Consider the following 24,658-nt stretch of genomic DNA (forward strand, 5'->3'; position numbering starts at 1 on the left):
TTTATGAGGTGGCCGGCTCGAACCAGGTTCCTATTTCCGCACCGGCGAGGGCCTGTTCGACGAGGTCGGCGCTGGTGACCAGGACGCCGATGCCGGATGCCGCCGCGAGACGCGCGGCCGAGACCTTCGTGGCCGCTCCTCCCGTGCCGACGCTGTTGACGACGGTCGCCCCGAACTCGAGGCCGGTCAGGTCGGCATCGGGAGCCACGACATCGATCGGTTCGGCGCCGGGGTCCGTCGGAGGTCGCGTGTACAGCGATTCGATATCGCTGAGAAGGATGAGCGCGTCGGCTTCGATCAGCTGGGCGACGAGCGCGCCGAGCCGGTCGTTGTCGCCGAAGCGGATCTCCTGCGTCGCGACGGTGTCGTTCTCGTTCACGATCGGCAGGGTGCGAAGCCCGAGCAGCCGCTCCATCGCGCGACGGGCGTTGGAGCGCGATGTCGGGTTCTCGAGGTCGCCGGTGGTGAGGAGCACCTGCCCCGCGACGATATCGAAGGGACGAAGCGACTCCTGGTAGCGATACATCAGGATGTTCTGCCCAACGGCCGCCGCGGCCTGCTGGGTCGCGAGGTCGGTCGGGCGGGCGTCGAGCCGCAGGAACGGGATTCCGGACGCGATCGCACCAGACGACACCAGGACCACCTCGGCTCCGCGTGCATGCGCCGCGGCCAGAGCTTCGACGATGACGGGGATCCGCCACAACGAGTCTCCGCTGATCGAGGAGGATCCGACTTTGACGACGATGCGGGACGCGGTGGCCAGATCCGCGCGTGTGCGTGCTGTCACTCGCCGTCCTCGCGGTACGCGGCGAGACGCTGCGTCTCCACCTCGGCGCGAGCCTCGGCCTTGGCATCCATGCGCTCGTAATACTGCTCGCGTCGCTCCGACGTCGTGCGGCGCGAATTCGGCGCCAGACGGGGGTCCGTACCCCGAGGCGCGCTCATCAACTCTGCCGCCGAGGTCATGGTGGGCTCCCAGTCGAAGACGATGCTGTCGCCCTCGCCGATCACGACGGTCGACCCCTGCACCGCACCGAGGCGGAAGAGCTCGTCCTCGACGCCGAGCTTTTCGAGACGATCGGCGAGATACCCGACGGCTTCTTCGTTCTGGAAGTCGGTCTGCTGCACCCAGCGCACCGGCTTCTCGCCCATGATGCGATAGACGTTGCCGTACGTGCCACCCTCGACCCGGATGGTGAAGTCCTTCTTGGAGCCTCGCGGGCGGATGACGACGCGCTCCGGCGGCGTCTCGAGCGCGGCTTCGGCGCGAGCCTTCTCGACGAGCTCGCCCAGCGCGAAGGTGAGGGGACGCAGACCCTCGTGCGAGACCGTGGAGATCTCGAACACCCGGAAGCCGCGAGCCTCGAGATCGGGACGCACGAGCTCAGCGAGGTCGCGTGCCTCGGGGACGTCGATCTTGTTCAGAGCGATGAACTGCGGGCGCTCGAGGAGCGGCGTCTGTCCCTCGGGCACCTCGTAGGCGCCGAGTTCCGCGAGGATGACGTCGAGGTCGGAGATCGGGTCGCGTCCGGGCTCCAACGTCGCGCAGTCGAGCACATGCAGCAGCGCGGAACAGCGCTCGACGTGGCGGAGGAACTCGAGGCCGAGCCCTCGCCCCTCGCTCGCGCCCTCGATGAGACCGGGCACGTCGGCGACCGTGTAGCGGAAGTCACCGACCTGCACCACGCCCAGGTTCGGGTGCAGCGTCGTGAACGGATAGTCGGCGATCTTGGGGCGGGCGGCGGAGATCGCGCCGATCAGGCTCGACTTGCCGGCCGACGGGTAACCCACGAGGGCGATGTCGGCGACGGTCTTCAGCTCGAGGACGATGTCGCCCTCGTGGCCGGGCGTGCCGAGCAGAGCGAAACCGGGCGCCTTGCGCTTGGGGGTGGCGAGAGCGGCGTTGCCGAGCCCGCCCATACCGCCCTTGGCGACGACGAACCGCTCGCCGGGGATGATCATGTCGATGAGGACGTCGCCCGCGGTGTTCTTCACCACCGTGCCGACCGGAACGGGCAGCTCGAGCGTCTCGCCGAGGAATCCGGAGCGGTGATCGCCCATGCCCGGCCCACCGTTGCCGGAGGAACGATGCGGCGAGTGGTGGTACGAGAGCAGCGTGCCGGTCTGCGGGTCGGCGACGAGCACGACATCGCCGCCGTCGCCACCGTTGCCGCCGTCGGGACCACCGAGCGGCTTGAACTTCTCGCGGTGCACGGAGACGCAGCCGTTGCCGCCCTTACCCGCACGCAGGTGCAGTGTGACGGTGTCGACGAACGTGACCATTTGCTAGTCCTCAGGGTTGCTGTGCATTTTCGGAGGGTAGATACACGGACGGGGCGAGCCGAAGCCCGCCCCGAACCGGATATCTAGTGTCGCGCTGTGATCACTCAGCTGCGGCGACGATGTTGACGACCTTGCGGCCGCCCTTCGCGCCGAACTGGACCGCACCGGCGGCCAGAGCGAACAGCGTGTCGTCGCCACCACGACCGACGTTGACGCCGGGGTGGAAGTGCGTGCCGCGCTGGCGAACGATGATCTCGCCGGCGAGGACCTGCTGACCGCCGAAGCGCTTCACGCCGAGGCGCTGAGCGTTGGAGTCACGACCGTTACGGGTTGAGCTTGCGCCCTTTTTGTGTGCCATGTCCTAGTCCCCTCGGGCTTACTTGATGCCGGTGATCTTGACGCGCGTGAGCTCCTGGCGGTGGCCCTGACGCTTCTTGTAGCCGGTCTTGTTCTTGTACTTCTGGATGATGATCTTCGGGCCGCGGAGGTTGCCGATGACCTCTGCCGTGACCTTGACCTTCGCCAGCGAGTCAGCGTCGGTGGTCACCGTGGCGCCGTCGACGAGCAGCACGGCGGCCAGCTCGATCTTCTCGCCCTGGGCAGCCTTGACACGGTCGAGCTGAACGATCGTGCCGACCTCGACCTTCTCCTGCCGCCCACCGGCGCGCACTACTGCGTAAACCACTTCATACCTGTTTCGTTGGGGAGCTCGCGGCTCCGAGATCTCACGGGAAGACTGTTGCTTGCATGCGCCGCAGAACGGCGGGCGCGAACGCAAGACTCTCCGCTTCGACCGACGAGGACGACGCGGCATACGCACCAAGGGACTACTTTACCGGATGCGGGTCGGTGTCGCAAAGCGGCGCGGCTCCGAGGCGTCTCACATCCCGCTCCCGGCCCTGCCCTGTCGATGCGGTCGTAGGCTGACCGGGTGACCGTACTCGTCGACGAACCCCTCTGGCCCGCCCACGGACGCCTCTGGGCGCACCTGGTCAGCGATGAGAGCCTCGACGAGCTGCACGTGTTCGCGCGCGCGAACGACGTCCCCGCACGCGCGTTCGACCTCGACCACTACGACGTGCCGGAGGAGATCATCCCCCGGCTCGTCGCCGCCGGCGCCCACCACGTGCAGGGCAAGGAACTGGTGCGCCGGCTGATCGCCTCAGGACTCCGAATCCGCAGCCGCGACCGGCGCTGACGGCTCGTTGTTCACCGAGACGGGAGTGCCGGTGAGCGCAGCAGTGCTCACCCGACGGCGCCCTCGCCCCTGACCGGGAGCTTTCGGCTCCGGAAGAGCGTCGAGGACCGAGTCGAGGAGCTGCTCGGCGGGAGACTTCGGCCCCTTGCGGTCGCCGCGCTTCTTGCGGGCCTTCTTCGGACGTTCGGAGGCCGCGGGCGCCTCAGCCGCGACATCGGCCGACTCGACTGCGGGCGCGCCATCCGCCGCCGGGGCGATGGTGGAGGCGGCGATCTGCGCGAGGGCCGATTTCGCGCCCTCGGTGATGCTGTGGGTGACCGGAGGGGCGGAGGGAGCACTCTGGCTCTGTCCGTTCCCGTTGCCGCCGTTGCCGCGCTGACGACGACCGCTCTGCCCGTTGCCGCCGTTGCTGCCGCCGCCGTTGTTGCTGGAACGGTGCTTCACCACGGGGTCGTGGTGCACGATGACACCGCGACCGGCGCAGACCTCACACGCCTCGCTGAAGGTCTCGAGCAGGCCGAGACCGAGCTTCTTGCGCGTCATCTGCACCAGGCCGAGCGAGGTGACCTCTGCCACCTGGTGCTTCGTGCGGTCGCGGCTCAGGCACTCGATCAGTCGACGCAGCACGAGGTCGCGGTTCGACTCGAGCACCATGTCGATGAAGTCGACGACGATGATGCCGCCGATGTCGCGCAGACGCAGCTGGCGGACGATCTCCTCCGCCGCCTCGAGGTTGTTCTTGGTGACGGTCTCCTCGAGGTTTCCGCCGGAGCCGACGAACTTGCCGGTGTTGACGTCGACGACCGTCATGGCCTCGGTGCGGTCGATCACGAGCGAGCCGCCGGAGGGCAGCCATACCTTGCGGTCGAGAGCCTTCTCGATCTGCTCCGTGATACGGAAGGCATCGAACGGATCGGTCTCGTCCTCGTAGGCCTCGACGCGCTCGAGGAGGTCGGGGGCGACGCTCTCCAGGTAGGCCCGGATGGTCTGCTGCGCGTCCTCGCCCTGGATGAGCATCTTCGTGAAGTCCTCGTTGAAGACATCGCGGACGATCTTGACGAGCAGGTCGGGTTCGGCGTGCAGGAGCGCGGGCGCCTGCTGGTTCTCGACCTGCTTCTGGATGTGCTCCCACTGCGACGTCAGGCGCTGCACGTCGCGCGTGAGCTGGTCCTCGGTCGCACCCTCTGCCGCGGTGCGGACGATCACGCCGGAGGACTCCGGCAGCACCTCTTTGAGGATGCGCTTGAGGCGCGCCCGCTCGTTGTCGGGGAGCTTGCGGCTGATGCCGTTCATCGACCCGCCAGGCACGTAGACCAGGTAGCGGCCGGGAAGCGAGATCTGGCTCGTGAGTCGGGCACCCTTGTGTCCGACGGGGTCCTTCGTGACCTGCACGAGAACACGGTCGCCGGGCTTGAGGGCCAGCTCGATGCGACGCGGCTGGTTGCCGGTCTCGACGCCGTCCCAGTCGACCTCACCGGAGTAGAGCACGGCGTTGCGCCCGCGCCCGATGTCGACGAACGCGGCCTCCATGCTGGGGAGGACGTTCTGCACGCGCCCCAGGTAGACGTTTCCGATGAGCGACGCGTCCTGGTTGCGGGCGACGTAGTGCTCGACGAGCACTCCGTCCTCGAGGACGCCGATCTGGGTGCGGCCGTTCTTGGACCGGACGACCATCTTGCGGTCGACGGACTCACGGCGAGCGAGGAACTCGGCCTCGGTGACGACAGGGCGACGACGGCCGGCATCACGACCGTCGCGGCGACGCTGCTTCTTCGCCTCGAGACGGGTCGATCCCTTGATCGCCTTCGGCTCGGTGATGTACTCGACGACGCGCTGACGCTGACGCGGCTCTTCGCGCTGGTCGTCACCCTCGGAACCGCCCCGGCGACGACGACCGCGGCCTCGGCCGGCTGCATCGTCCTGCGGCTGGTCGCGCTCGGCGATGCGGTCGAAGATGCGCTCGCGACCCGGACGTGCGGGCAGCGGCACGATCTCCGGCGCATAGAAGTGCAGTTGCGTGGAGACCTGGGAGACGAACACCTCAGGGAGCAGACCGAGCGACACGGCGGTCACCGGTGCCGGAGCCTCGGGAGCAGAAGGAGCCTCTTCGACCGCGGGGGCATCGTCCGCAGCGGGAGCTTCGTCCGCGACGGGAGCTTCGTCCGTAGCCGGCTCTTCGTCAGCGGCCTCGTTCTCCGCCTCCGATTTCGCCTCGGCGACGGCCTCTGCGATCGACTCGGCCGCAGCAGCGGCGTCGTCGGCAGCCGCAGCAGCGTCATCCGCCGCCGCGTAACCGGCCGCGACGTCATCGGCGGCCGCGTCCTCGGCCACCTCTGCAGCCTCGGCCACTTCAGCAGCCTCGGCGGCCTCTGCAGCAGTGGACGGCTCTTCGCCCTCGCCCGAAGACCCCGCGCGGTCGTCCGCGCCGGGAGCCGTGGGCTCCGTCAGCTCTCCCGCGGCGCCAGCCGGGAAGTCGAGGGTAGGGGCGTTGTTGTCATTGTTCTCATCGGCCATCTCTGGCTTACTCCCTGCACGGGACACTCGGTGTTCCGTGAAATCTCATGCGGTACCCGCAGGTGCCGCGAACTCACTCGGTCTGCGACCGGCTCATGGCTCTGATCGCGTGGGGCATTGGACCCCGAAGTCTGCTCGACGCGTGTCGCGGCAACGCCGTTCATCGCATCACAGGCCATTATCGCACCAAGTGGCTCCGTTCGCGGCATCCCGTCATCCGGGCCGGACATTTCTCCGGCCTGTTCTCGCCGCATCCATAGCAGTCGCTGGGATAATCCCCAGTATGAGCGAGCAGCGCACCCGCCCCGTCATCTACGCCGTCTGGCTGATCATCGCGAGTGTGGTGGGCTGGTTCGCCGCCTTCCAGCTCACTGTCGAGAAGTTCGTCCTGGCGGCCAACCCTGACGCCGTCCTCAGCTGCAACGTGAGCGTGATGATCCAGTGCGGGAAGAACCTCGAATCCTGGCAGGGCGAGGTCTTCGGCTTCCCCAACCCGATTCTCGGTATCGCCGGCTGGATGGCGCCGCTGTTCGTCGGCGTCGCCCTGCTCGCCGGTTCACGGTTCCCCCGGTGGTTCTGGCTGACCTTCGGCGCCGGCGTGACCTTCGCCTTCGGCCTCGTCTGCTGGCTGATCTGGCAGAGCATCTACGCCCCCAACCTCGGCGTGCTCTGCCCGTGGTGCATGCTCACCTGGTCCGTCACCATCCCGACATTCTTCGCCACCATGCTGCACCTCACCCGCAACGGCACCTTCACCAGCAACGAGAAGACGAAGGCCCGCGCGGAGAGGCTGATGGCCTGGGTCCCGCTCGCGACGATCCTCGCGTACGCCGTCGTCGTCCTGCTCGCTCAGCTGCGTGGCCTCGATCTCCTCGGCGAGGTCATCGGCATGATCTTCTGATCCCCGCTCCGCCGACGGCGGAGACGAGGAAAGCCCGCCCGCCGAGACTCGGCGGGCGGGCTTTTCACGTGCGGACGGGTTCTCAGTCGAACCAGATGCCGAGCTCGCGCGCGGCGGACTCGGGGCTGTCCGAGCCGTGCACGAGGTTCTGCTGCACCTTGAGGCCCCAGTCGCGACCGAAGTCGCCACGGATCGTGCCGGGCGCAGCGGTCGTCGGGTCGGTGGTGCCGGCGAGCGAGCGGAAGCCCTCGATCACGCGGTTGCCCGCGAGACGGATGGCGACCGAGGGGCCGGAGAGCATGAACTCGAGCAGCGGCTCGTAGAACGGCTTGCCCTCGTGCTCGGCGTAGTGCTCGGCCAGCAGGTCGCGGTCGGGCTCCACCAGACGGATATCGACGAGGGCGTAGCCCTTCGCCTCGATGCGGGCGAGGATCGCGCCGGTGAGGCCGCGAGCGACGCCATCGGGCTTGACGAGGACGAGGGTTTCTTCGGTGGCCATGTCATTCACTCTCTGTGTCTGAGATCTGCGTGGTCTGAGTCTCGGTCGTGGGTCCGGCCGGGCGTCGTGCGTCCAATCGGGCCCCTCCGATGGTCGCATACGCCCACATGCCGCCGAAAATCAGGACGACGAGCAGGATGGAGGGAACGAAGAACGCCGATAGGGCGACGAGTGCCTGCACGACCCACCCGGCGGTGATCGCCCAGGGCTTCGTGATCATCCCGGCGATCGCGATGCAGGCGAGCGCGACCACCGCCCCGGCGACGATCGCCCACCACTGCTCGATACCGTCGGGAAGCTGCCGCAGCCCGAAGATCGTCAGGCCCACGAGGAAGACCACGATGGCCTCGAAACCCAGCACGACAGGTGCGAGCTTCTGCACGAGCGTGCGCGGCGGGCGCGGCCGGCGGGTACGGCGAGCCGGTGTCGCGTCGGCGCTCATGCGCGCCACCCCGCCTTCCAGTCCTCGTCCTGCGCCAGGGCGATCGCCTCTCCGGCGAGCACCACGGAGCCCGCGATGATGACCGCGCGTCGATCGGAGGATGCGGCCCACTCGCGCGCGGCGTCGGCGGCGTCGGCCAGCGAGTGGTGCACGGTCGCCCGCTGTCCGGCCTGCTCGACGAGGTCGGCGATCGCATCCGCATCGCTCGCGCGATCCGAATCCGGAGCGGTGGCGAACACGTGCGCCGCTCCCGGTGCCAGTTCGGCGACGATGCCGGCGGCGTCCTTGTCGGCGAGCACACCGAGCACCAGGCCCCATTCGTCGAAGTCGAAGCTGTCGTCCAGAGCCTGCGCGAGTGCCTTGGCGCCGTGCGGGTTGTGAGCCGCGTCGACGATCACGGTCGGGGCGATGCCGAGCAACTGCAGCCGGCCCGGTGACGTGCTCTCCTGCAGACCCGCCGTCACGATGTCCGCGGCGATGCGCTGGGTGGCACCGCCGATCAGCGACTCGACGGCGGCCACTGCGAGAGCGGCGTTATGCCCCTGGTGAGCGCCGTACAGCGGCAGGTACTCCTCGGTGTACTCCCCCGCCAGGCCACGGATCGTGAGCAACTGGCCGCCGACGGCGAGCTTCTGCTCGGTGAGACCGAACTCCTCGCCCTCGAACGCGATGGTCGCGTTGCGCTCCGCCGCCACGCGACGCAGCACCTCGGCCGCCTCCGCGGGCTGCTGGGCGGACACCACGGCCGCGCCCTCCTTGATGATGCCGGCCTTGACCTCGGCGATCTCGGCGATCGTGCTGCCGAGACGGTCGGCGTGGTCGATGTCGATCGGCGCGAACACCGCGACGTCGCCGTCGGCGGTGTTCGTGGAGTCCCACTCCCCACCCATGCCCACCTCGAGCACGAGCACGTCGATCGGCGCATCGGCCACGGCGACGAACGCCAGCACGGTCAGCAGTTCGAAGAACGTCAGCGGAGCATCACCCGCGGCGTCGAGCTCGGCATCGACGATGTCGACGAACGGCTCGATCTCGTCCCACGCATCCGCGACGGCCTCATCGGCGATGGGCTCGCCGTCGATCATGATCCGCTCGGTGAAGCGCTCCAGATGTGGGCTCGTGAACAGTCCCGTGCGCAGATCGTGCGCCCGCAGGAGGCTCTCGATCATCCGCGCGGTCGACGTCTTGCCGTTCGTACCCGTGATGTGTACGACGCGGTACGTGCGCTGCGGGTCATCGAGGAACGCGAGGATGCGGGCGGTGCGCTCCTTGCGCGGCTGCACCCAGCGCTCTCCGGCGCGGCTCAGCAGGGCCTCGTAGACGGCATCCGCCCTGTCCTTGTCACTCATGCTCCCGCTCCCATCCTGGTGACGGCGATCGTGAAGTCGCCGGCATTGGCATATGTCCCGGCGGGGATGACCGCGGAGAACTCGGGCGTCACTCCCGCAGCCGCGGCCAGGACCGCTCCGTGTCCGAAGATCGAGTCTCCCTGCGCGTCGATCACGTAGTACTCCTCGGCGAGGGTCTCTGCCGCGATGCCGGCCAGGTCGAAGGCCGAGACGACAGCCTGGGTGTCCACGTCGTCCTTGAACCGGAGGACCAGCTGGATGCGGTCGCTGACGTCGAAGTCGGCGTTCTTGCGCGTCTCCTGCACGGCGCGGATGACATCGCGTGCGAGTCCCTCGGCCTCGAGCTCCGGTGTCGTCCTGGTGTCGAGCAGCACGAAGCCACCGGTCGGGACGATGGCCAGGGCCTCCCCCTCCGGGCGGCCGGTCGTCTCGAGCACGAGCTCGTACTCCGACGGCTCGAGGACGATGCCACCTGCCGTCACGACACCGGAGACCTCACTCCAGTCACCGGAGCGCGCCGCCTGGATCGCCTTCTGCACCTCCTTGCCGAGGCGCGGACCCGCCGCACGGGCGTTGACGCTCAGGCGGTGCGCGATGCCGTACTCCGCCGCCGTGTCATCGGCGAGTGTGACGAGCTCCACCGACTTCACGTTGAGCTCCTCACGGAGGATGTCCTCGAACTGTCCGAGCGACGCCGCGAGCGGTGAGACCACCGTGAAGCGGGCGAGGGGCAGGCGCACGCGCAGCTTCTCCTTCTTGCGCAGCGCGTTGCCGACGCTCGACAGCTCGCGCACCGCGTCCATCGCGTCACGGATCTCGTCCGCTGCCGGGAACTGCGTGTCGTCCGGCCAGTCGGTCAGGTGCACGCTGCGACCGCCGGTCAGGCCCTGCCACACGCGCTCGCTGACGAGCGGCACGAGAGGCGCCGCCACACGGGTGAGCGTCTCGAGCACGGTGTAGAGGGTATCGAAGGCCTCGCGGCTCTTCGGGTCTTCCGTCACGCCCGTCCAGAAGCGGTCGCGCGAGCGACGGATGTACCAGTTCGTCAGCACCTCGGCGAAGTCGCGCAGCCGCGCGGACGCGGTGGTGGAGTCCAGTCCTTCCAGATCGACGCGCACCTCGCGGACGAGGTCGCCGAGACGGGCCAGGATGTAGCGGTCGAGCACATCCGTGGAGTCGGTGCGCCACTCGGCCTCGTAGCCCTCGGCACCCGAGGCATTGGCGTACGTGGCGAAGAAGTACCACGAGTTCCACAGCGGCAGCAGGAACTCGCGGACCCCCGAGCGGATGCCCTCTTCCGTGACCGCGAGGTTCCCACCGCGCAGCACCGAGCTCGACATCAGGAACCAGCGCATCGCGTCGGAGCCGTCGCGGTCGAGCACCTCGGACACGTCCGGGTAGTTGCGCAGCGACTTCGACATCTTGTAGCCGTCGCTGCCCAGCACGATGCCGTGGCAGCTGACGCCGGTGAAGGCCGGACGATCGAACAACGCGGTCGACAGCACGTGCATGACGTAGAACCAGCCGCGGGTCTGGCCGATGTACTCGACGATGAAGTCCGCCGGCGCGTGCGAGTCGAACCACTCCTGGTTCTCGAACGGGTAGTGCACCTGCGCGTAGGGCATCGAGCCCGAGTCGAACCACACGTCGAAGACGTCCTCGATGCGGCGCATCGTGCTCTTGCCCGTGGGGTCGTCCGGGTTCGGACGCGTGAGGTCGTCGATGTACGGTCGGTGCAGGTCGATCTCACCCTCGGGGTTGCGCGGCAGCGTGCCGAAGTCGCGCTCCAGATCCTCCAAGGACCCGTACGCGTCCACGCGCGGGTACTCGGGGTCGTCGCTCTTCCAGATCGGGATGGGCGAGCCCCAGTAGCGGTTGCGGCTGATCGACCAGTCGCGCGCGCCCTCGAGCCACTTGCCGAACTGTCCGTGCTTGACGTTCTCCGGCACCCACGTGATCTGCTCGTTGTTCGCGAGCATGTCGTCCTTGATGTCCGTGACGCGGATGAACCAGCTCGACACGGCCTTGTAGATCAGGGGGTTGCGGCAGCGCCAGCAGTGCGGATACGAGTGCTCGTAGCTCTGCAGACGGATCAGCCGGCCGTTCTCACGGATCAGGCGCACGAGCGGCGTGTTCGCGTCCATCCAGAGCTGGCCCGCGACGTCGGTGACGTTCGGGAGGAACTTGCCGCCGTCGTCGAGCGACAGGATCGTCGGGATTCCGGCGGCACCGGCGACCCGCTGGTCGTCCTCACCGTAGGCCGGAGCCTGGTGGACGATGCCGGTGCCGTCGCTGACCGTGACGTAGTCGTCGACCAGGATGCGCCAGGCGTTCTCGGTGCCGTACGTCTCGGTGTCGGCGTAGTAATCGAACAGCCGGTCGTAGGTCACGTCCTGCAGCTCAGCACCACGGACGGTCGCGTCCACTGCGGCGAGCGCGTCGTCGACGCTCTCATAGCCGAGGTCCTTGGCGTATCCCCCGAGGAGCTCACGCGCCAGCAGGTAACGGTGCGCGGAGGCTTCGATCGCCGCATCCGTGGTTCCCGCCGCCTGGTGCACGTCCGCGGCGCCGTTCGGGCCGGCGGGCAGCACGACGTACTCGATTTCCGGGCCCACGGCGAGCGCGAGGTTCGTCGGGAGAGTCCAGGGCGTGGTCGTCCAGGCGAGGGCGCGCACGCCGGTGAGGCCGAGGGCTTCCGCCTTGGCGCCTGTGAGCGGGAAGGTCACGGTCACGGAGGGGTCCTGGCGCATCTGGTACACGTCGTCGTCCATGCGCAGCTCGTGCGCCGAGAGCGGGGTCTCGTCGCGCCAGCAGTACGGGAGGACGCGGTATCCCTCGTAGGCGAGGCCCTTGTCGTACAGGGTCTTGAACGCCCAGAGGACGCTCTCCATGTAGCCGAGGTCGAGCGTCTTGTAGCCGCGGTCGAAGTCGACCCAGCGCGCCTGACGGGTGACGTAGTCCTGCCACTCGTGCGTGTAGGCGAGCACCGAGCTCTTCGCCTTCGCGTTGAAGACGTCGATGCCCATCTCCTCGATCTCGGCCTTCTCGGTGATGCCGAGCTGCTTCATCGCCTCGAGCTCTGCGGGCAGGCCGTGCGTGTCCCAGCCGAAGACACGGTCGACCTTATGACCCGTCATGGTCTGGAAGCGCGGGAACACGTCTTTCGCGTATCCGGTGAGCAGGTGGCCGTAGTGCGGCAGGCCGTTCGCGAAGGGAGGGCCGTCGTAGAACACCCACTCGGGCGCGCCCTCACGCTGCGCGATCGAGGCGCGGAAGGTGTCGTCCGTCTTCCAGAACGCGAGCACCTCCTCCTCGATCTGCGGGAAGCGGGGGCTGGGCGCGACGGAGTCGGCGGCGGGGCCGAAGGAGGAACGGGGGTAGGTCATCGTGTCTCGCAGTGGTCGTCGTGGCGGATGCTCCTGCGAGGACGACCCTCACGGACCGCGGTACCACCTCGCGTGCCGCGCCTTGCGACGCGACCACTCTCACTGCGGCTGTGACGGGCCTGCCCCGCTCGGTTCTACTGAGCACCGCCCGAGGGCCGCGCCGTTCTTCCGAGAGCTCCCCGGTGATGGCCGGATCGATGCTCTTCCCTCCAGTGTACGCGTGCGCATCCCCCCAGGACGCCCCTCTCCTCTCCGGCGCCCGGTGCCCCGCTCTCGGTGCGCGATGTCGTCGGCGCGCCCTACGCTCGGACCATGGCCCGCACCCCCGAGTCCCCCGCTCCTCCCCGCATCACCGACCCCGACCTCCCGCCCGTGCTCGAGCCCGCTGTTCCGCGACGCAGCGCCGACCTGATCGCCGCCCGGCTCGACCTGAGCGGCACCGTCGATCTCGCCTACTCGACGCTCGAGCAGTGCGTCGTGAGCGCTGACACCGACACGGTCGATCTCACCGGAGCGACGGTCGTCGACGTCGACATGCCGGGTGTACGCATCGCCTCGCTCCGCATGCGCGATGCCGGCGTGCGGCGGGTGCGGATCAGCGGTGGCCGTATCGGCACGCTCGACCTGAGCGAGTCGCGCATCTCGGAGCTCGAGCTGCGCGACGTGCGCATCGACTACCTGAACCTCGGTGCGGCGAAGGTCACCGATCTCGAGATCTCCGGCTGCGCCATCCGCACGATCGACATGCCGCAGGCCGAGCTGACGCGTGCGAGATTCACCGCCACGTCGACCGAGGAGGTCGATTCGCGGGGCATGCGGGCGAAGGACCTCGACCTGCGCGGCCTCGACGCCGTCGCCTTCCTCGACGCCAACAGCCTCCGGGGGGCGACTCTCACGTCATTCCAGGTGCAGCAGCTCGCGCCGGTCATCGCGGCGGGCATCGGCATCCAGATCAAGGACTGACATCTGATCAGAGCTCGGCAGGGCCGCTCGCGGCGAGCAGCTCACGCGTGAACGCATGCTGCGGCGCCCCGAACACCTCTGCAGTGTTGCCCTGCTCGACGATCCGTCCGTCCTGCATCACGAGCACCTCGTCGGCGACCGCTCCGACCACATCCAGGTCGTGGGAGACGAGGATCATCGTCAACTGCCGCTCCTGCTGCACCCGCGCGAGCAGCCGCAGCACCCGCTCCCGCACCGAGGGGTCGAGGGCCGAGACGGGTTCGTCGAGGACCAGCACCTCCGGGTCGGCGGCGAGCGCGCGGGCGATGGCCGCCCGCTGCCGCTGTCCGCCGGAGAGCGCGCTCGGACGCCGGTCGGCGAGCTCCGGGGCGAGGTCGACCTCGGCGAGGAGTCGGGCGATGCCCGCAGCCCGCTGAGCGCGAGGCACCCCGCCCGCTTCCAGCGCCTCTCGCAACGAACGGCCGATCGTCCATCGCGGGTCGAACGCTCCGAGCGGATTCTGGTGCACGAGCTGCACCCGGCGCTGCGATGTCCACCGCAGGTTACCGGCGTCCGGAGCGTCGACTCCGACGATCATGCGCGCCAGCGTCGTCTTGCCGGACCCCGACTCCCCGACGATGCCGAGCGTCCGTCCGTCTTTCAGGGCGAAGGAGGCATCGACGACCGCGGGCACGGCATCGAAGCTCCTGGAGACCTCGTCGGCGATCAGCAGCGCCGAGGAATCGGCAGGAGCTGAGGCCCGTGGTTCGTGGATCGTCGCCGCGATGAGCCGCTTCGTGTAGTCGTGCTGAGGGCTCTCCAGGACCGCGGCCACGGGGCCGGACTCCACCACGATCCCGTCCTTCATCACCAGGACGCGGTCGGCGATCCGTCGGACGGCCGCGAAGTCGTGGCTGATGAATACCAGCGCGGTGCCTGCATCGACGATCTCGCGCAGCAGACCGAGGATCCGTGCCTGCACGGTCGCGTCGAGAGCGGTCGTCGGCTCGTCCGCCACCAGCACGGCGGGATCCGCGGCGAGCGCGGAGGCGATGAGTGCTCGCTGTCGGAGTCCGCCGGAGAGCTCGTGCGGGTGCTGTCGGGAGCGGCGTTCGGGGTCGGGCATCCATACCCGTGCCAGGAGCTCCCGCACCCGCTCCGCCCGCGCCGCCCGTCCTCGGACGATCTGGTGCAAGAGCAGCGGCTCGGCGACCTCCGCCGCGATCCGTCGCAGGGGATCGAGCGAGACCAGGGCGTCCTGGGAGACGAGCGCGATCCCGGCCCCGCGCAGCTCGCGCCACGCGCGCTCGGACAGCCCGGCCGCATCCGTCCCGTCCACGACCAGCCCGTCCAGCGAGACGTCGGCGTCCGTGGGAGTCAGTCCCAGCAGCGCACGAGCCGAGAGCGACTTGCCGGCGCCGGACTCCCCCACGATCGCGATGCACTCTCCGCGGTCGACGGCGAAGGACACGTCATCGACGACCGGGTTCCCGTCGAATGCGATCCGCAGCCCGCGCACTTCCAGGGCGACGCTCATGCGATCCTCCCGTCTCCGCGAGCGCGCAGGATACGCCCCACGACGGTCGCCGCCACCACGGTGAGCGTGATCGCGATGCCGGGGAACAGCGAGATCCACCAGGCCTGCCCGAGGACGTTGCGCCCACCGGCGAGCATCAGTCCCCACTCGGGAGTCGGCTCCGACGGGCCGAGCCCCAGGAAGCTGAGCCCGGCCGCTGCCAGGATGCTGGAGCCGATGCCGATGGTGGCGAGCACGCTCAGCGCGCCGAGGACTCCCGGAACCACGTGCCGGGTGAATGCGCGCATCCGTGGCACCCCGAGGATGCGCGCCGCCTCGACGTGCTCGGCGACGCGGAGAGTCTGCGTCTGCACTCGGGCCAGCCGGACGTAGACGGGCACGGCGGCCAGCGTCACCGCGATCGCGATGTTCACCGGTCCCGGGCCCAGCACGGCGACGACGACGAGTGCGACGAGAAACTCGGGGAAAGCCATCAGCACGTCGTTCACCCGCATCACCGTGATGTCGACGCCCCTCGGCGCGACCCCGGCGAGCGCGCCGATGACGAGTCCGCCGACGAGCGCCACCCCGGTGGCGAGGAGCCCGATGCCCAGCGAGCGCGCCGCACCGTAGACGACCCGCGAGTACACGTCGCGTCCGCTCTGGTCGGTGCCGAACAGATGCTCGGCACTCGGCGGAAGCAGGGCGGCGCGTACATCCGTCTGCAGCGGATCGTGTGTGGCGAGGACACCGGGCCAGAGCGCCGCGAACGCGATCACCGCGAGGACCAGGATCGCGACCCACAGCAGCATCCGCTGCGCGCGCCTCATCGGACACCTCCCGATCGCGAAGCCCTGATGCGCGGGTCGATCAGCGGATGGACGAGTTCGACGACGAGGTTCACCGCCACGAAGACCAGGGCGCTCAGGAGGATGATCCCCGTGATCACCGGAAGGTCGCGGTCGCTGATCGCGGCGAGTGTGACCCGGCCGAGGCCAGGACGGGCGAACACCGTCTCCACGAGCACCGCCCCACCGAGGACGGATCCGGTCAGGTAGGCGGCGAGCGTGACAGCAGAGGCGGCGCCGTGTCGAAGCCCATGCCGCAGCGTGAACCACGAGGGACTGGCCCCACGAGCCCGCACCGTCTCGGCGAAGGGCATCCGCTCCGCCTGCATCAGCCCGTCGCGCAGCACTTGGCTGAGCAGCGCCGCCACCGGAAGCGCGAGCGTGATCGCCGGCAGCACGATCGTGGCGGGGTTGCGAGCACCCGACACCGGGAACCAGCCCAGACCGAACGCGAAGACGCTCAGCAGGACGAGCCCGATCCAGAAGACCGGGGAGGAGAGCACCACCAGTTCGACCGCCGCCGCGACCGTCCGACCCGCCTTGCCGCGGACGAGCACCGCCACGGACAGCGCGAGCACCAGGGCGATCACGAGCGCGAGCACCGAAAGCTGGACGGTCGCACCGAGTTGACGCCCGATCACCTCGGTCACGGGCATCCGCAGCTGGTACGACTCTCCCAGGTCTCCCCGAGCGAGCTGACCGATGAAACGGAGGTACTGCTCGAACGGCGGGCGATCGAGCCCGAGATCGGCTCTGATGCCTTCTTTGACCGCCTCGCTCACCTGCGCCTGGGGCCCCAGCATCACCGATACCGGATCCCCCGGGATCACCCGGAAGGCGAGGAAGGCGACGGTCGCCGCGCCCCAGAGGACTATCACGACGGACGCGGCGAGGCCGGCGATACGGACGAGAGCAGCCCTCACCACCCGTGCCCTCCGCTCAGCCGGCGGCTCAGCCGACGGTCACATCGTAGAACAGCGGTCGACCGTACAGGTCGTACTGCAGCCCCTCGACGCGATCGCCGACGGCGGTGATCGCCGACGGGCTGTAGAGCGGCACGATCGCCGTATACGTCGCGTTCCACTGCTGCAGCTGGGTGTAGAGCTCGTTGCGCTCGTCCTGGTCGCTGGTCGCGACGGCCTTCTCCAGCAATGCGTCGATCTCGGGATCGCTCACCTGCGACGCGTTCTGGAACCCGTCGGTGTGCAGGTGGCTGCGCAGCAGGTCGGGGTCGACGCCGGAGAAGCCCCAGTCCGTCAGATCGAAGGTCTTCGGCTCGTACTGCTCGTTGTAGGCCCCGGGTTCGAGCACCTCGCGCTGGACCTCGAACCCGATCTCCTTGAGGTCGGACTGGATCGCGTTCGCGAGAGCGGCGCGGTCATCCGGGACGGGAGTCCAGGCGATCCATCGCACCGAGAGCCGCTTGCCGTCCTTCGTACGGATGCCGTCGGCGTCGCGTGCGGTCCATCCCGCCTCGTCGAGGAGCGCGTTCGCGGCGTCCTGGTCGAACGGCCAGCTGCCCTCGAGCGACGCGTCGTAGCCCGGGGTCGTCGAGCCGAGGATGCTCCATGCGCGCGGGAACTGGCCGAAGTAGATCTCCTCCACCGCCGCGTCGATGTCGATGCCGCGCGCGAAGGCCTGACGCACCTTCTCGTCCGCGAACACCCCGTACTTCTCGTTCAGGTACAGCGAGTACGGCAGACCCGGATACTCGATCGAATCGACCGTGATGCCGTCGCCGAGATCCTTCGCGAGGTTCGGCGGGATGTTGCTGGCCAGGTCGGCCTCCCCGCTCGTCACCACGCCCGTGCGGACCGAGGCCTCCGGCTGGATCTCCACACGCAGCGTCTCGAACTTCGGGGCCTTCGCATCATGCGGACCCCACGCGTAGTCGTCGTTGCGGGTGTACACGATCTCCTGGTCCGGCGTGTACTCGGTGAGCTCGAACGGACCGGTACCGACGGTGACGTCGGGTCCCCCCGCCTTGAGCTTGTCCGCGGACTTCGCGAGGACGGCCGGCGAGTAGAAGCCGAGCTGCGGCGTGCTCGCCGCCTGCAGGAACGGTGCGTACGGCTGCGTGAAGGTCACCGTGACCGTGTAGTCGTCGACGACTTCGGTGCCCTCGTAGAAGTCGGCGCCGAGCATGCTGGCCGCCTGCGCGGATGCCGTCTCCGGATCGACGATGCGGTCGAAGTTCGCCTTGACCGCGGCGGCGTCGAACTTCTCGCCGTCGGTGAAGGTCACGTCGTCACGGAGCACGAAAGTGTACTCCGTGCTGTCCGGCGAGACCTCCCAGCTCTTCGCGAGCCACGGGCTGAACGTTCCATCCGCCTCCTGGAACACCAGCGAGTCGAGCACCGCCCGCTGCACCATGCCGGAGACGTCGAGCTGGCTCACCTGCGGGTCCATGTGCCCGGCCGAGAGGTTCGCGCCCTCGATGGACCACACGAGCTCTCCGCCCTCGCCGTCCGAGCCGGGAGCCGCGCATGCGCTGAGCACCAGCGCAGTGGCAGCGGCGAGCGCCGCGAAGGGCAGGAGACGACGCACAGGTCTTGCGGGCATGACGGTTCCTCTGGACGAACGGGTCGGGACATCCCATCCTACGGCCGATTGTTGGACGGGGTCGATCTGCGACGGCCTGCCGATGCCCCGATGCTCGGTAGACTGTTCGGCACAACCCACACTCAGGCACGCTCACACAGTGCCGCATACATCGCTCGAGGAGACCTTCATGCCTGCTTCCGAACCGTCGCAGAACCAGATTCCCGACAAGCCCGCACTCGAAGGCCTCGAAGCGAAGTGGGACGCCGCCTGGGCCGAGCAGGGCACGTACCTGTTCGACCGTCTTCGCGCGGCGCAGTCCGGCCGCGAGGGCGTGTACTCGATCGACACCCCGCCTCCGACGGCATCGGGCAGCCTGCACATCGGGCACGTGTTCTCCTACACGCACACCGATGTGAAGGCCCGGTTCGAGCGCATGCGCGGAAAGACCGTGTTCTACCCGATGGGTTGGGACGACAACGGCCTGCCGACCGAGCGACGGGTGCAGAACTACTACGGCGTGCGGTGCGACCCCTCGCTCCCGTACACCCCCGATTTCACTCCTCCCTTCGAGGGCGGCGACAACAAGTCGAGCCGCGCGGCCGACCAGCAGCCCATCAGCCGCCGCAACTTCATCGAGCTCTGCGAGCGCCTCACCATCGAGGACGAGAAGCAGTTCGAGGCGCTGTTCCGCCAGCTCGGACTGAGCGTGGACTGGACGCAGACCTACCGCACCATCTCCGACGACACCATCCGACAGAGCCAGCTCGCTTTCCTGCGCAACATCGAGCGCGGCGAGGCCTACCAGGCGCTGGCTCCGACCCTGTGGGACATCGACTTCCGCTCCGCCATCGCGCAGGCCGAGCTCGAGGACCGCGACCAGCAGGCGGCGTATCACACGATCGAGTTCCCGTTCGCGGACGGCTCGGGATCGATCGCGATCGACACCACCCGCCCGGAACTGCTCCCCGCGTGCATCGCGATCGTGACGCATCCGGAGGGGCCGCACAAGCACCTCATCGGCACCAAGGTGAAGACCCCCTTCTTCGGCGCCGAGATCGAGATCCACGGCCACCACCTCGCCCAGCCCGACAAGGGCACGGGAGCGGCGATGGTCTGCACCTTCGGCGATGTGACCGACATCATCTGGTGGCGCGAGCTGCGCACCACCGAAAACGAGTCCCTGCCGAACATGACCACGATCGGTCTGGACGGGCGATTCCTGCCCGAGGCTCCGGCGTCCGTCGAGAATCCCGAGGCCGCGACCTGGTACGCCGAGGAGATCGCGGGCAAGACCGTCTTCAGCGCGCGCAAGGCCATCGTCGAGAAGCTGCAGGCGACCGGCGACATGACCGCGGTCGGCAAGCCCTTCAACCACGCCGTGAAGTTCTTCGAGAAGGGAGACCGTCCGCTCGAGATCGTCTCCACGCGCCAGTGGTACATCCGCAACGGTGCCCGCGACGGCGAACTGCGCGACAAGCTCATCGCCCACGGCGAGGAACTCTCCTGGCACCCCGAATTCATGCGCGTGCGCTACGAGAACTGGGTGGGCGGTCTCACGGGCGACTGGCTCGTGTCGCGTCAGCGCTTCTTCGGTGTGCCGATCCCCCTCTGGTACGCCCTCGACGAGAACGGCGAGCGCGATTATGACCGCGTGCTCACCCCGGATGCGGCGTCGCTCCCGATCGATCCGACCACCGACGTGCCCGCCGGGTACACCGTGGACCAGCGCGGCGTACCGGGTGGCTTCGACGCGGAGGCCGACATCCTCGACACCTGGGCGACCTCGTCCCTCACACCGCAGCTCGCGGGCGGCTGGCAACGTGATGAGGAGCTGTGGCAGCTCACCGCTCCGTTCGACCTGCGCCCGCAGGGCCAGGACATCATCCGCACCTGGCTGTTCTCCACCATGCTGCGTTCGACGCTCGAAGACGACAGGACGCCGTGGCGCAACGCCGCGATCTCGGGCTTCATCGTCGACCCCGACCGCAAGAAGATGTCGAAGTCGAAGGGCAACGTGGTCACCCCGGCCGACGTGCTCGACGCCCACGGCTCGGACGCGGTGCGTTACTGGGCCGCATCGAGCCGCCTCGGCATGGACGCGGCATTCGACCCGCAGAACCCCACGCAGGTGAAGATCGGCCGTCGTCTGGCCATCAAGGTGCTCAACGCCGCCAAGTTCGTGCTGTCGTTCCCCGTGCCCGACGGCGCACAGGTCACGCACGCCCTCGATGCGTCGATGCTGACAGCCCTCGACGGCGTCGTGGTCGAGGCGACCAAGGCATTCGAGCGGTATGACGCCGCTCGTGCTCTGGAGCTCACCGAGGCCTTCTTCTGGACGTTCTGCGACGACTACCTCGAGCTCGTGAAGGAACGCGCCTACAACCAGGCCGATGTCGGGCAGGCATCCGCGGCGCTCTCGCTGCGTCTGGCCCTGTCGACGCTGCTGCGCCTGCTGGCTCCCGTGCTGTCCTTCGCGGCAGAGGAGTCGTGGTCCTGGTTCGAGGAGGGGTCCGTGCACACCGCCGCGTGGCCGACGCCTCTCGGTATCGACGGTGACCCGGCCGTGCTCGCCGCGGCCAGCGAGGCGCTGATCGGCATCCGTCGCGCGAAGACCGAGGCGAAGGCCTCGCAGAAGACTCCGGTCTCACGTGCGGCGATCGCCGCCCCCGCAGCGAAGCTCGATGCCCTCCGTGCCGCAGCCGATGACCTCCGCGCCGTCGGCCGCATCGCCGAGCTCGAGTTCACCGAGGCCGAGGCGTTCGCGGTCACCGCGATCGAGCTCGCCCCGGTCGAGGCCTCCTGATGCAGCTGGGCACGCGCTGGGCGGCCGGGTCCGAGGCTCCGGCCTCCGTCCCGGCATCCCTCCGGCCGGCGATCGCCGAGGTCGAGTCCCGGGGCCTCACGGGCCACTGGACGCTCACGTGGCTGGAGGGTCGCGCGATCGCGGAGCTCGACGCGGGCTGGGAGGTCTTCCAGCCCGCGACCGGCGAGATCGTCGCCCGTCCCTTCCAGGACTGAGTCCCGGCCGGGACCGCGCTACGCCTCAGCGCCGCGTCAGGCCGAGCTGTGCGAGTGCGTGATCGACGGCGCGCGGATCCTGCCTGCGGGTCTGCTGCTCGCGCAGCAGGTCGAGGGCGATCTCACGTCGCTCGGCACGTCGGGAGATGCGGTGCTCGACGTACGCGGTGAGATGGTCGGCGAGTCGCAGCAGCCCGCGTTCGGTCTGCGTCGGAGCCACCAGGTGAAGCGTCGCGCTGGTCATGATTCCTCCAGGATGTCGTCGCCGGATCCGTGCGTCGCGTGCTGCGGCGTCGGCAGGTCGAAGAGTTCGGTGCGGAGCGAGACGCGTCGCACATCGGGTCCGGTCTGGCCCCGGTAGCGCTCGATGGCCCTCTCGACGATGGTCTCGAGCTCCTCGCGGAGCGACATGGCCTGCTCCGGCGTCATATCGAGGTGCGTGGTGATGGTGATCCCCACATCGCGCCACGCCTCCGGGACCTCGGACTGGGGTCGGTTGAGGTACGACATCAAGGTCTCGTGCCGCAGACGGAAGAACTCCGACGTCACGATCTGGGCAGCCGCCCGATTCGACGGCGAAGTCATCTCGTCAGGACCGGGCACGTCGATGCGCCCCTTGGGCCGTTCCCACCACCGCTCACGCGCCGTGCCCCGCCCCTCGACTTCGCGGATGAGATCGTGAGCAGCCAACGCGCGGAGGTGATAGCTGGTCGACCCCGATGTCTCCCCTACGAGTGCAGCGAGCGAACTGGCGGTCTGCGGACCGCGCGCGGCGAGGATGTCGAAGATCTTCACCCGGAGCGGGTGCGCCAGCGCCTTCAGGGCGCTGGCATCGAGAGTCCTGACCTGCGTCTCGTTCGTCATGCATGCAAAGATACCCTTGCAAAGATTTCTTTGCAAGGGTATCTTTGCAACTAGCCCCGGTTCTGTCGCAGGGTCAGGTGCAGGGCCCGTCGCAGGGTCAGTTACAGGGTCAGTCGACGACAGCGCGTGCGGCGACGAAGGCCTCCACGCAGCGCTCGACCTGCTCGGGTGTGTGAGCCGCCGACAGCTGCACGCGGATCCGCGCCAGCCCGCGCGGCACGACGGGGAAGCTGAATGCGGTCACGTACACGCCGCGCTCCTGCATCTCCCTGGCGATCCTCGCCGTCTTCGCCGCATCGCCGAACATGACGGGCACGATGGGGTGCTCCCCGGGGAGCAGGTCGAATCCCTCGGCGGTCATGCGCTCGCGGAACAGGGAGGCATTGCGGCGCAGGCGCGCACGAAGGTCGGCGGACCCCTCGACAAGGTCGAGGGCGGTCAGGGTTCCGGCCACGATCGCGGGAGCGAGTGTGTTCGAGAACAGATAGGGACGAGAGCGCTGACGCAGCAGGGCCACGATCTCGGCGTGCGAGGCGACGTACCCGCCCGATGCACCGCCCAGCGCCTTGCCGAACGTCCCGGTGTAGATGTCGACGCGATCGGCGACCCCGCACAGCTCCGGCGTCCCCCGACCGTTCTCCCCCACGAAGCCGACGGCATGCGAGTCGTCGACGAAGACCAGTGCGTCGTAGCGCTCGGCCAAGTCGCAGATCTCGGCGAGCGGCGCGATGTACCCGTCCATCGAGAACACGCCGTCCGTCACGATCACCCGGAATCGGGCCTTCTCCGCCGCCTTCAGCTGCTCTTCGAGATCGCTCATGTCGCGGTTTCGATAGCGAAGCCTCTGCGCCTTCGAGAGCCGGATCCCGTCGATGATCGACGCATGGTTCAGCTCGTCCGAGATGATGGCGTCCTCGGCGGAGAAGAGCGTCTCGAACACGCCGCCATTCGCGTCGAAGCATGACGAGTACAGGATGGCTTCGTCCGTGCCGAGGAAGTCGGCGAGCCGACGCTCCAGCTCGAGGTGCTGCTCCTGGGTGCCGCAGATGAAGCGCACGCTCGCAAGTCCATAGCCCCATTCCTGCAGTGCCGTCGTCGCCGCATCGAGGATGCGCGGGTCATCGGCGAGCCCGAGGTAGTTGTTGGCGCAGAAGTTCAGCACCTCTGCGCCATCGGCGGTGATCTCCGCGTTCTGGGGGCCGCGGATGCCGCGCTCATGCTTGGTGAGCCCGGCCTCCTCGATGCCCGCCAGCTCATCCGACACATGCTTCTGAAAAGTCCCGTACATCACAGCTCCGTCCAATCGAGGATGATCTTGCCTGTTCCCGCAGACTCGGCCGCGGCGAATCCGCGTTCCCAGTCGCGAACGGGGACGACCTCCGCGATCACGCGGCCGATGGCGTCCCGCAGGGTCGCGCTGGTCTGCAGCATCGCCCCCATCGCGTTCCACGTCTCGAACATCTCGCGCCCGTAGATGCCCTTGATCGTGAGCATGTGGGTAACGAGCTTGCCCCAGTCGATGCCGAATCCCGCGCTCGGCAGACCCAGCATCGCGATGCGGCCGCCGTGGTTCATGTTGTCGATCATGGCGGGGAGGGCCGACGGCGCACCGCTCATCTCGAATCCGATGTCGAAGCCCTCCCGCATGCCGAGCGCCTGTTGCGCTTCGCGAATGTCGCGGACCGAGACGTCGACGACCTCGTCGGCGCCCATCCGGCGGGCCATCTCCAGACGCGGCGCGCTGACGTCCGTCGCCGTGATGAACCGTGCTCCCGCATGCCGGGCGACGGCGATCGCCATCAGCCCGATGGGTCCGCAGCCGGTGACGAGCACGTCCTCTCCGACGAGTGGGTAGGTGAGCGCTGTGTGCACGGCATTGCCCAGGGGATCGAAGATGGCCCCCAGCTCGGGGGTCACTTCCGAGTGATGGACCCAGACGTTCGCCGCGGGCAGCACGAGGTACTCCGCGAAGGCGCCGTCGCGCTGCAGACCGAGACCGATCGTGCGGATGCACATCTGGCGGCGACCCGCTCGACAGTTGCGACAGGTGCCGCAGACGATGTGTCCTTCGCCGGAGACCCGATCGCCGACGGCGATGTCGCGCACGCCAGGGCCGACCTCCACGACCTCCCCGTAGAACTCGTGACCGGGGATCAGCGGTGCGGCGATCGCGGACGCCGCCCATTCGTCCCAGCGGAGGATGTGCAGATCGGTGCCGCAGATCCCCGTGCGCAGCACGCGGATGACGACGTCGTCAGTTCCGGCGGTCGGGTCGGGGCGCTCGACGAGCTCGAGTCCCGCACCGGCTGCGGCTTTGAACAGTGCCTTCATGATCTCGATCACACCGCACCTGA

At 68.5% G+C, this 24,658-nt stretch carries 22 protein-coding genes; 5 read left to right on the forward strand and 17 right to left on the reverse strand.

Translation table 11 applies throughout. The features are described 5' to 3' along the window. Window position 1: 1 nt before the first annotated feature. The 4 genes from proB to rplU form a co-directional block, all read right to left on the reverse strand. The gene (gene proB, locus DW307_RS13840) at window positions 2-787 is read right to left on the reverse strand and encodes a glutamate 5-kinase (RefSeq protein ID WP_136024998.1); all 786 of its coding nucleotides are present in this window, start codon (window positions 785-787) and stop codon (window positions 2-4) included. Next, complete coding sequence (gene obgE, locus DW307_RS13845) at window positions 784-2,283, reverse strand: GTPase ObgE (RefSeq protein WP_029260171.1); 1,500 nt, start codon at window positions 2,281-2,283, stop codon at window positions 784-786. Before obgE ends, proB begins: the two co-directional genes overlap by 4 nt. A gap of 100 nt (window positions 2,284-2,383) precedes the next feature. Then, a complete protein-coding gene (gene rpmA, locus DW307_RS13850) occupies window positions 2,384-2,641 on the reverse strand; it encodes a 50S ribosomal protein L27 (protein WP_028501603.1) in 258 nt (85 codons plus the stop codon). Window positions 2,642-2,659: 18 nt separating this feature from the next. Further along, on the reverse strand, window positions 2,660-2,968 hold the full coding sequence (gene rplU / locus DW307_RS13855; protein ID WP_028501602.1) for a 50S ribosomal protein L21: 309 nt from the start codon (window positions 2,966-2,968) through the stop codon (window positions 2,660-2,662). Between the two features lie 246 nt (window positions 2,969-3,214). Here rplU and DW307_RS13860 point away from each other — a divergent pair, with 246 nt between their 5' ends. Further along, a complete protein-coding gene (locus DW307_RS13860; RefSeq protein ID WP_021198518.1) occupies window positions 3,215-3,481 on the forward strand; it encodes a DUF4031 domain-containing protein in 267 nt (88 codons plus the stop codon). Here DW307_RS13860 and DW307_RS13865 read toward each other — a convergent pair. Continuing rightward, window positions 3,446-5,995 (reverse strand): Rne/Rng family ribonuclease, encoded by a 2,550-nt coding sequence (locus tag DW307_RS13865; protein WP_205810509.1) that lies wholly within the window; start codon window positions 5,993-5,995, stop codon window positions 3,446-3,448. The two genes, DW307_RS13860 and DW307_RS13865, sit on opposite strands and share 36 nt — an antisense overlap. A gap of 283 nt (window positions 5,996-6,278) precedes the next feature. On the opposite strand from DW307_RS13865, the gene DW307_RS13870 reads away from it, so the two are divergent. Beyond that, window positions 6,279-6,896, forward strand: a complete 618-nt coding sequence (locus tag DW307_RS13870) for a vitamin K epoxide reductase family protein (RefSeq protein ID WP_021198516.1) — start codon at window positions 6,279-6,281, stop codon at window positions 6,894-6,896. Between the two features lie 82 nt (window positions 6,897-6,978). On the opposite strand, the gene ndk is transcribed toward DW307_RS13870, so the two are convergent. Genes ndk through ileS form a run of 4 tightly spaced genes read right to left on the reverse strand, consistent with a single transcriptional unit; the run spans window position 6,979 to window position 12,572 of the window. Next, entirely contained in the window at window positions 6,979-7,395 is a 417-nt protein-coding gene (gene ndk, locus DW307_RS13875; protein WP_017830321.1) for a nucleoside-diphosphate kinase, read from the reverse strand. Between the two features lies 1 nt (window position 7,396). Next, window positions 7,397-7,837 (reverse strand): DUF4233 domain-containing protein, encoded by a 441-nt coding sequence (locus DW307_RS13880; RefSeq protein WP_208323550.1) that lies wholly within the window; start codon window positions 7,835-7,837, stop codon window positions 7,397-7,399. Next, window positions 7,834-9,186, reverse strand: coding sequence for a bifunctional folylpolyglutamate synthase/dihydrofolate synthase (locus tag DW307_RS13885; RefSeq protein ID WP_029260167.1), 1,353 nt, complete (start codon window positions 9,184-9,186; stop codon window positions 7,834-7,836). Before DW307_RS13885 ends, DW307_RS13880 begins: the two co-directional genes overlap by 4 nt. Beyond that, window positions 9,183-12,572, reverse strand: a complete 3,390-nt coding sequence (gene ileS / locus DW307_RS13890; protein ID WP_136024999.1) for an isoleucine--tRNA ligase — start codon at window positions 12,570-12,572, stop codon at window positions 9,183-9,185. The genes DW307_RS13885 and ileS overlap by 4 nt, the downstream gene beginning before the upstream one ends. A 312-nt stretch (window positions 12,573-12,884) precedes the next feature. Between ileS and DW307_RS13895 the strand changes: the two genes are divergently transcribed. After that, complete coding sequence (locus tag DW307_RS13895; protein ID WP_136025000.1) at window positions 12,885-13,535, forward strand: pentapeptide repeat-containing protein; 651 nt, start codon at window positions 12,885-12,887, stop codon at window positions 13,533-13,535. Window positions 13,536-13,542: 7 nt separating this feature from the next. Here DW307_RS13895 and DW307_RS13900 read toward each other — a convergent pair whose 3' ends face one another. From DW307_RS13900 to DW307_RS13915, 4 genes are read right to left on the reverse strand one after another with little or no spacing between them, the layout of a single operon-like run. After that, complete coding sequence (locus DW307_RS13900; protein WP_136025001.1) at window positions 13,543-15,051, reverse strand: ATP-binding cassette domain-containing protein; 1,509 nt, start codon at window positions 15,049-15,051, stop codon at window positions 13,543-13,545. Beyond that, window positions 15,048-15,860 carry an ABC transporter permease gene (locus DW307_RS13905; protein ID WP_136025002.1) on the reverse strand — a complete coding sequence of 271 codons (813 nt, stop codon included), beginning with the start codon at window positions 15,858-15,860 and terminating at the stop codon, window positions 15,048-15,050. Before DW307_RS13905 ends, DW307_RS13900 begins: the two co-directional genes overlap by 4 nt. After that, a complete protein-coding gene (locus DW307_RS13910) occupies window positions 15,857-16,804 on the reverse strand; it encodes an ABC transporter permease (RefSeq protein ID WP_136025003.1) in 948 nt (315 codons plus the stop codon). Before DW307_RS13910 ends, DW307_RS13905 begins: the two co-directional genes overlap by 4 nt. A 25-nt stretch (window positions 16,805-16,829) precedes the next feature. Continuing rightward, window positions 16,830-18,440, reverse strand: a complete 1,611-nt coding sequence (locus DW307_RS13915) for an ABC transporter substrate-binding protein (RefSeq protein ID WP_136025004.1) — start codon at window positions 18,438-18,440, stop codon at window positions 16,830-16,832. Between the two features lie 169 nt (window positions 18,441-18,609). Between DW307_RS13915 and valS the strand changes: the two genes are divergently transcribed. After that, complete coding sequence (gene valS / locus DW307_RS13920) at window positions 18,610-21,225, forward strand: valine--tRNA ligase (protein ID WP_136025005.1); 2,616 nt, start codon at window positions 18,610-18,612, stop codon at window positions 21,223-21,225. After that, window positions 21,225-21,440 (forward strand): hypothetical protein, encoded by a 216-nt coding sequence (locus tag DW307_RS13925; protein WP_136025006.1) that lies wholly within the window; start codon window positions 21,225-21,227, stop codon window positions 21,438-21,440. Before valS ends, DW307_RS13925 begins: the two co-directional genes overlap by 1 nt. Window positions 21,441-21,465: 25 nt before the next feature. Here DW307_RS13925 and DW307_RS13930 read toward each other — a convergent pair whose 3' ends face one another. The 4 genes from DW307_RS13930 to tdh all read right to left on the reverse strand — a co-directional run bounded on the left by DW307_RS13930 (window position 21,466) and on the right by tdh (window position 24,635). Continuing rightward, on the reverse strand, window positions 21,466-21,684 hold the full coding sequence (locus DW307_RS13930; RefSeq protein ID WP_136025007.1) for a hypothetical protein: 219 nt from the start codon (window positions 21,682-21,684) through the stop codon (window positions 21,466-21,468). Then, window positions 21,681-22,304: an ArsR/SmtB family transcription factor gene (locus tag DW307_RS13935; protein WP_029258191.1), complete on the reverse strand. Its 624-nt coding sequence runs from the start codon at window positions 22,302-22,304 to the stop codon at window positions 21,681-21,683. The genes DW307_RS13930 and DW307_RS13935 overlap by 4 nt, the downstream gene beginning before the upstream one ends. Before the next feature lie 109 nt (window positions 22,305-22,413). Beyond that, on the reverse strand, window positions 22,414-23,592 hold the full coding sequence (locus tag DW307_RS13940) for a glycine C-acetyltransferase (protein ID WP_021201500.1): 1,179 nt from the start codon (window positions 23,590-23,592) through the stop codon (window positions 22,414-22,416). Further along, entirely contained in the window at window positions 23,592-24,635 is a 1,044-nt protein-coding gene (gene tdh, locus DW307_RS13945; RefSeq protein WP_136025065.1) for an L-threonine 3-dehydrogenase, read from the reverse strand. Before tdh ends, DW307_RS13940 begins: the two co-directional genes overlap by 1 nt. Between the last annotated feature and the right edge of the window lie 23 nt (window positions 24,636-24,658).

Origin of the sequence: Microbacterium sp. K27 (genome assembly GCF_004794435.1) — a bacterium.
Lineage (GTDB): Bacteria > Actinomycetota > Actinomycetes > Actinomycetales > Microbacteriaceae > Microbacterium > Microbacterium maritypicum_A.

What these genes read in the sequence shown, in the direction of transcription:
- obgE (WP_029260171.1), bottom strand. Translation starts at nt 2,283, where the DNA reads ATGGTCACGTTCGTCGACACCGTCACACTGCACCTGCGTGCGGGTAAG.
- rpmA (WP_028501603.1), bottom strand. Translation starts at nt 2,641, where the DNA reads ATGGCACACAAAAAGGGCGCAAGCTCAACCCGTAACGGTCGTGACTCC.
- DW307_RS13865 (WP_205810509.1), bottom strand. Translation starts at nt 5,995, where the DNA reads ATGGCCGATGAGAACAATGACAACAACGCCCCTACCCTCGACTTCCCG.
- DW307_RS13870 (WP_021198516.1), top strand. Translation starts at nt 6,279, where the DNA reads ATGAGCGAGCAGCGCACCCGCCCCGTCATCTACGCCGTCTGGCTGATC.
- ndk (WP_017830321.1), bottom strand. Translation starts at nt 7,395, where the DNA reads ATGGCCACCGAAGAAACCCTCGTCCTCGTCAAGCCCGATGGCGTCGCT.
- DW307_RS13880 (WP_208323550.1), bottom strand. Translation starts at nt 7,837, where the DNA reads ATGAGCGCCGACGCGACACCGGCTCGCCGTACCCGCCGGCCGCGCCCG.
- DW307_RS13885 (WP_029260167.1), bottom strand. Translation starts at nt 9,186, where the DNA reads ATGAGTGACAAGGACAGGGCGGATGCCGTCTACGAGGCCCTGCTGAGC.
- ileS (WP_136024999.1), bottom strand. Translation starts at nt 12,572, where the DNA reads ATGACCTACCCCCGTTCCTCCTTCGGCCCCGCCGCCGACTCCGTCGCG.
- DW307_RS13895 (WP_136025000.1), top strand. Translation starts at nt 12,885, where the DNA reads ATGGCCCGCACCCCCGAGTCCCCCGCTCCTCCCCGCATCACCGACCCC.
- DW307_RS13900 (WP_136025001.1), bottom strand. Translation starts at nt 15,051, where the DNA reads ATGAGCGTCGCCCTGGAAGTGCGCGGGCTGCGGATCGCATTCGACGGG.
- DW307_RS13905 (WP_136025002.1), bottom strand. Translation starts at nt 15,860, where the DNA reads ATGAGGCGCGCGCAGCGGATGCTGCTGTGGGTCGCGATCCTGGTCCTC.
- DW307_RS13915 (WP_136025004.1), bottom strand. Translation starts at nt 18,440, where the DNA reads ATGCCCGCAAGACCTGTGCGTCGTCTCCTGCCCTTCGCGGCGCTCGCC.
- valS (WP_136025005.1), top strand. Translation starts at nt 18,610, where the DNA reads ATGCCTGCTTCCGAACCGTCGCAGAACCAGATTCCCGACAAGCCCGCA.
- DW307_RS13925 (WP_136025006.1), top strand. Translation starts at nt 21,225, where the DNA reads ATGCAGCTGGGCACGCGCTGGGCGGCCGGGTCCGAGGCTCCGGCCTCC.
- DW307_RS13930 (WP_136025007.1), bottom strand. Translation starts at nt 21,684, where the DNA reads ATGACCAGCGCGACGCTTCACCTGGTGGCTCCGACGCAGACCGAACGC.
- DW307_RS13935 (WP_029258191.1), bottom strand. Translation starts at nt 22,304, where the DNA reads ATGACGAACGAGACGCAGGTCAGGACTCTCGATGCCAGCGCCCTGAAG.
- DW307_RS13940 (WP_021201500.1), bottom strand. Translation starts at nt 23,592, where the DNA reads ATGTACGGGACTTTTCAGAAGCATGTGTCGGATGAGCTGGCGGGCATC.
- tdh (WP_136025065.1), bottom strand. Translation starts at nt 24,635, where the DNA reads ATGAAGGCACTGTTCAAAGCCGCAGCCGGTGCGGGACTCGAGCTCGTC.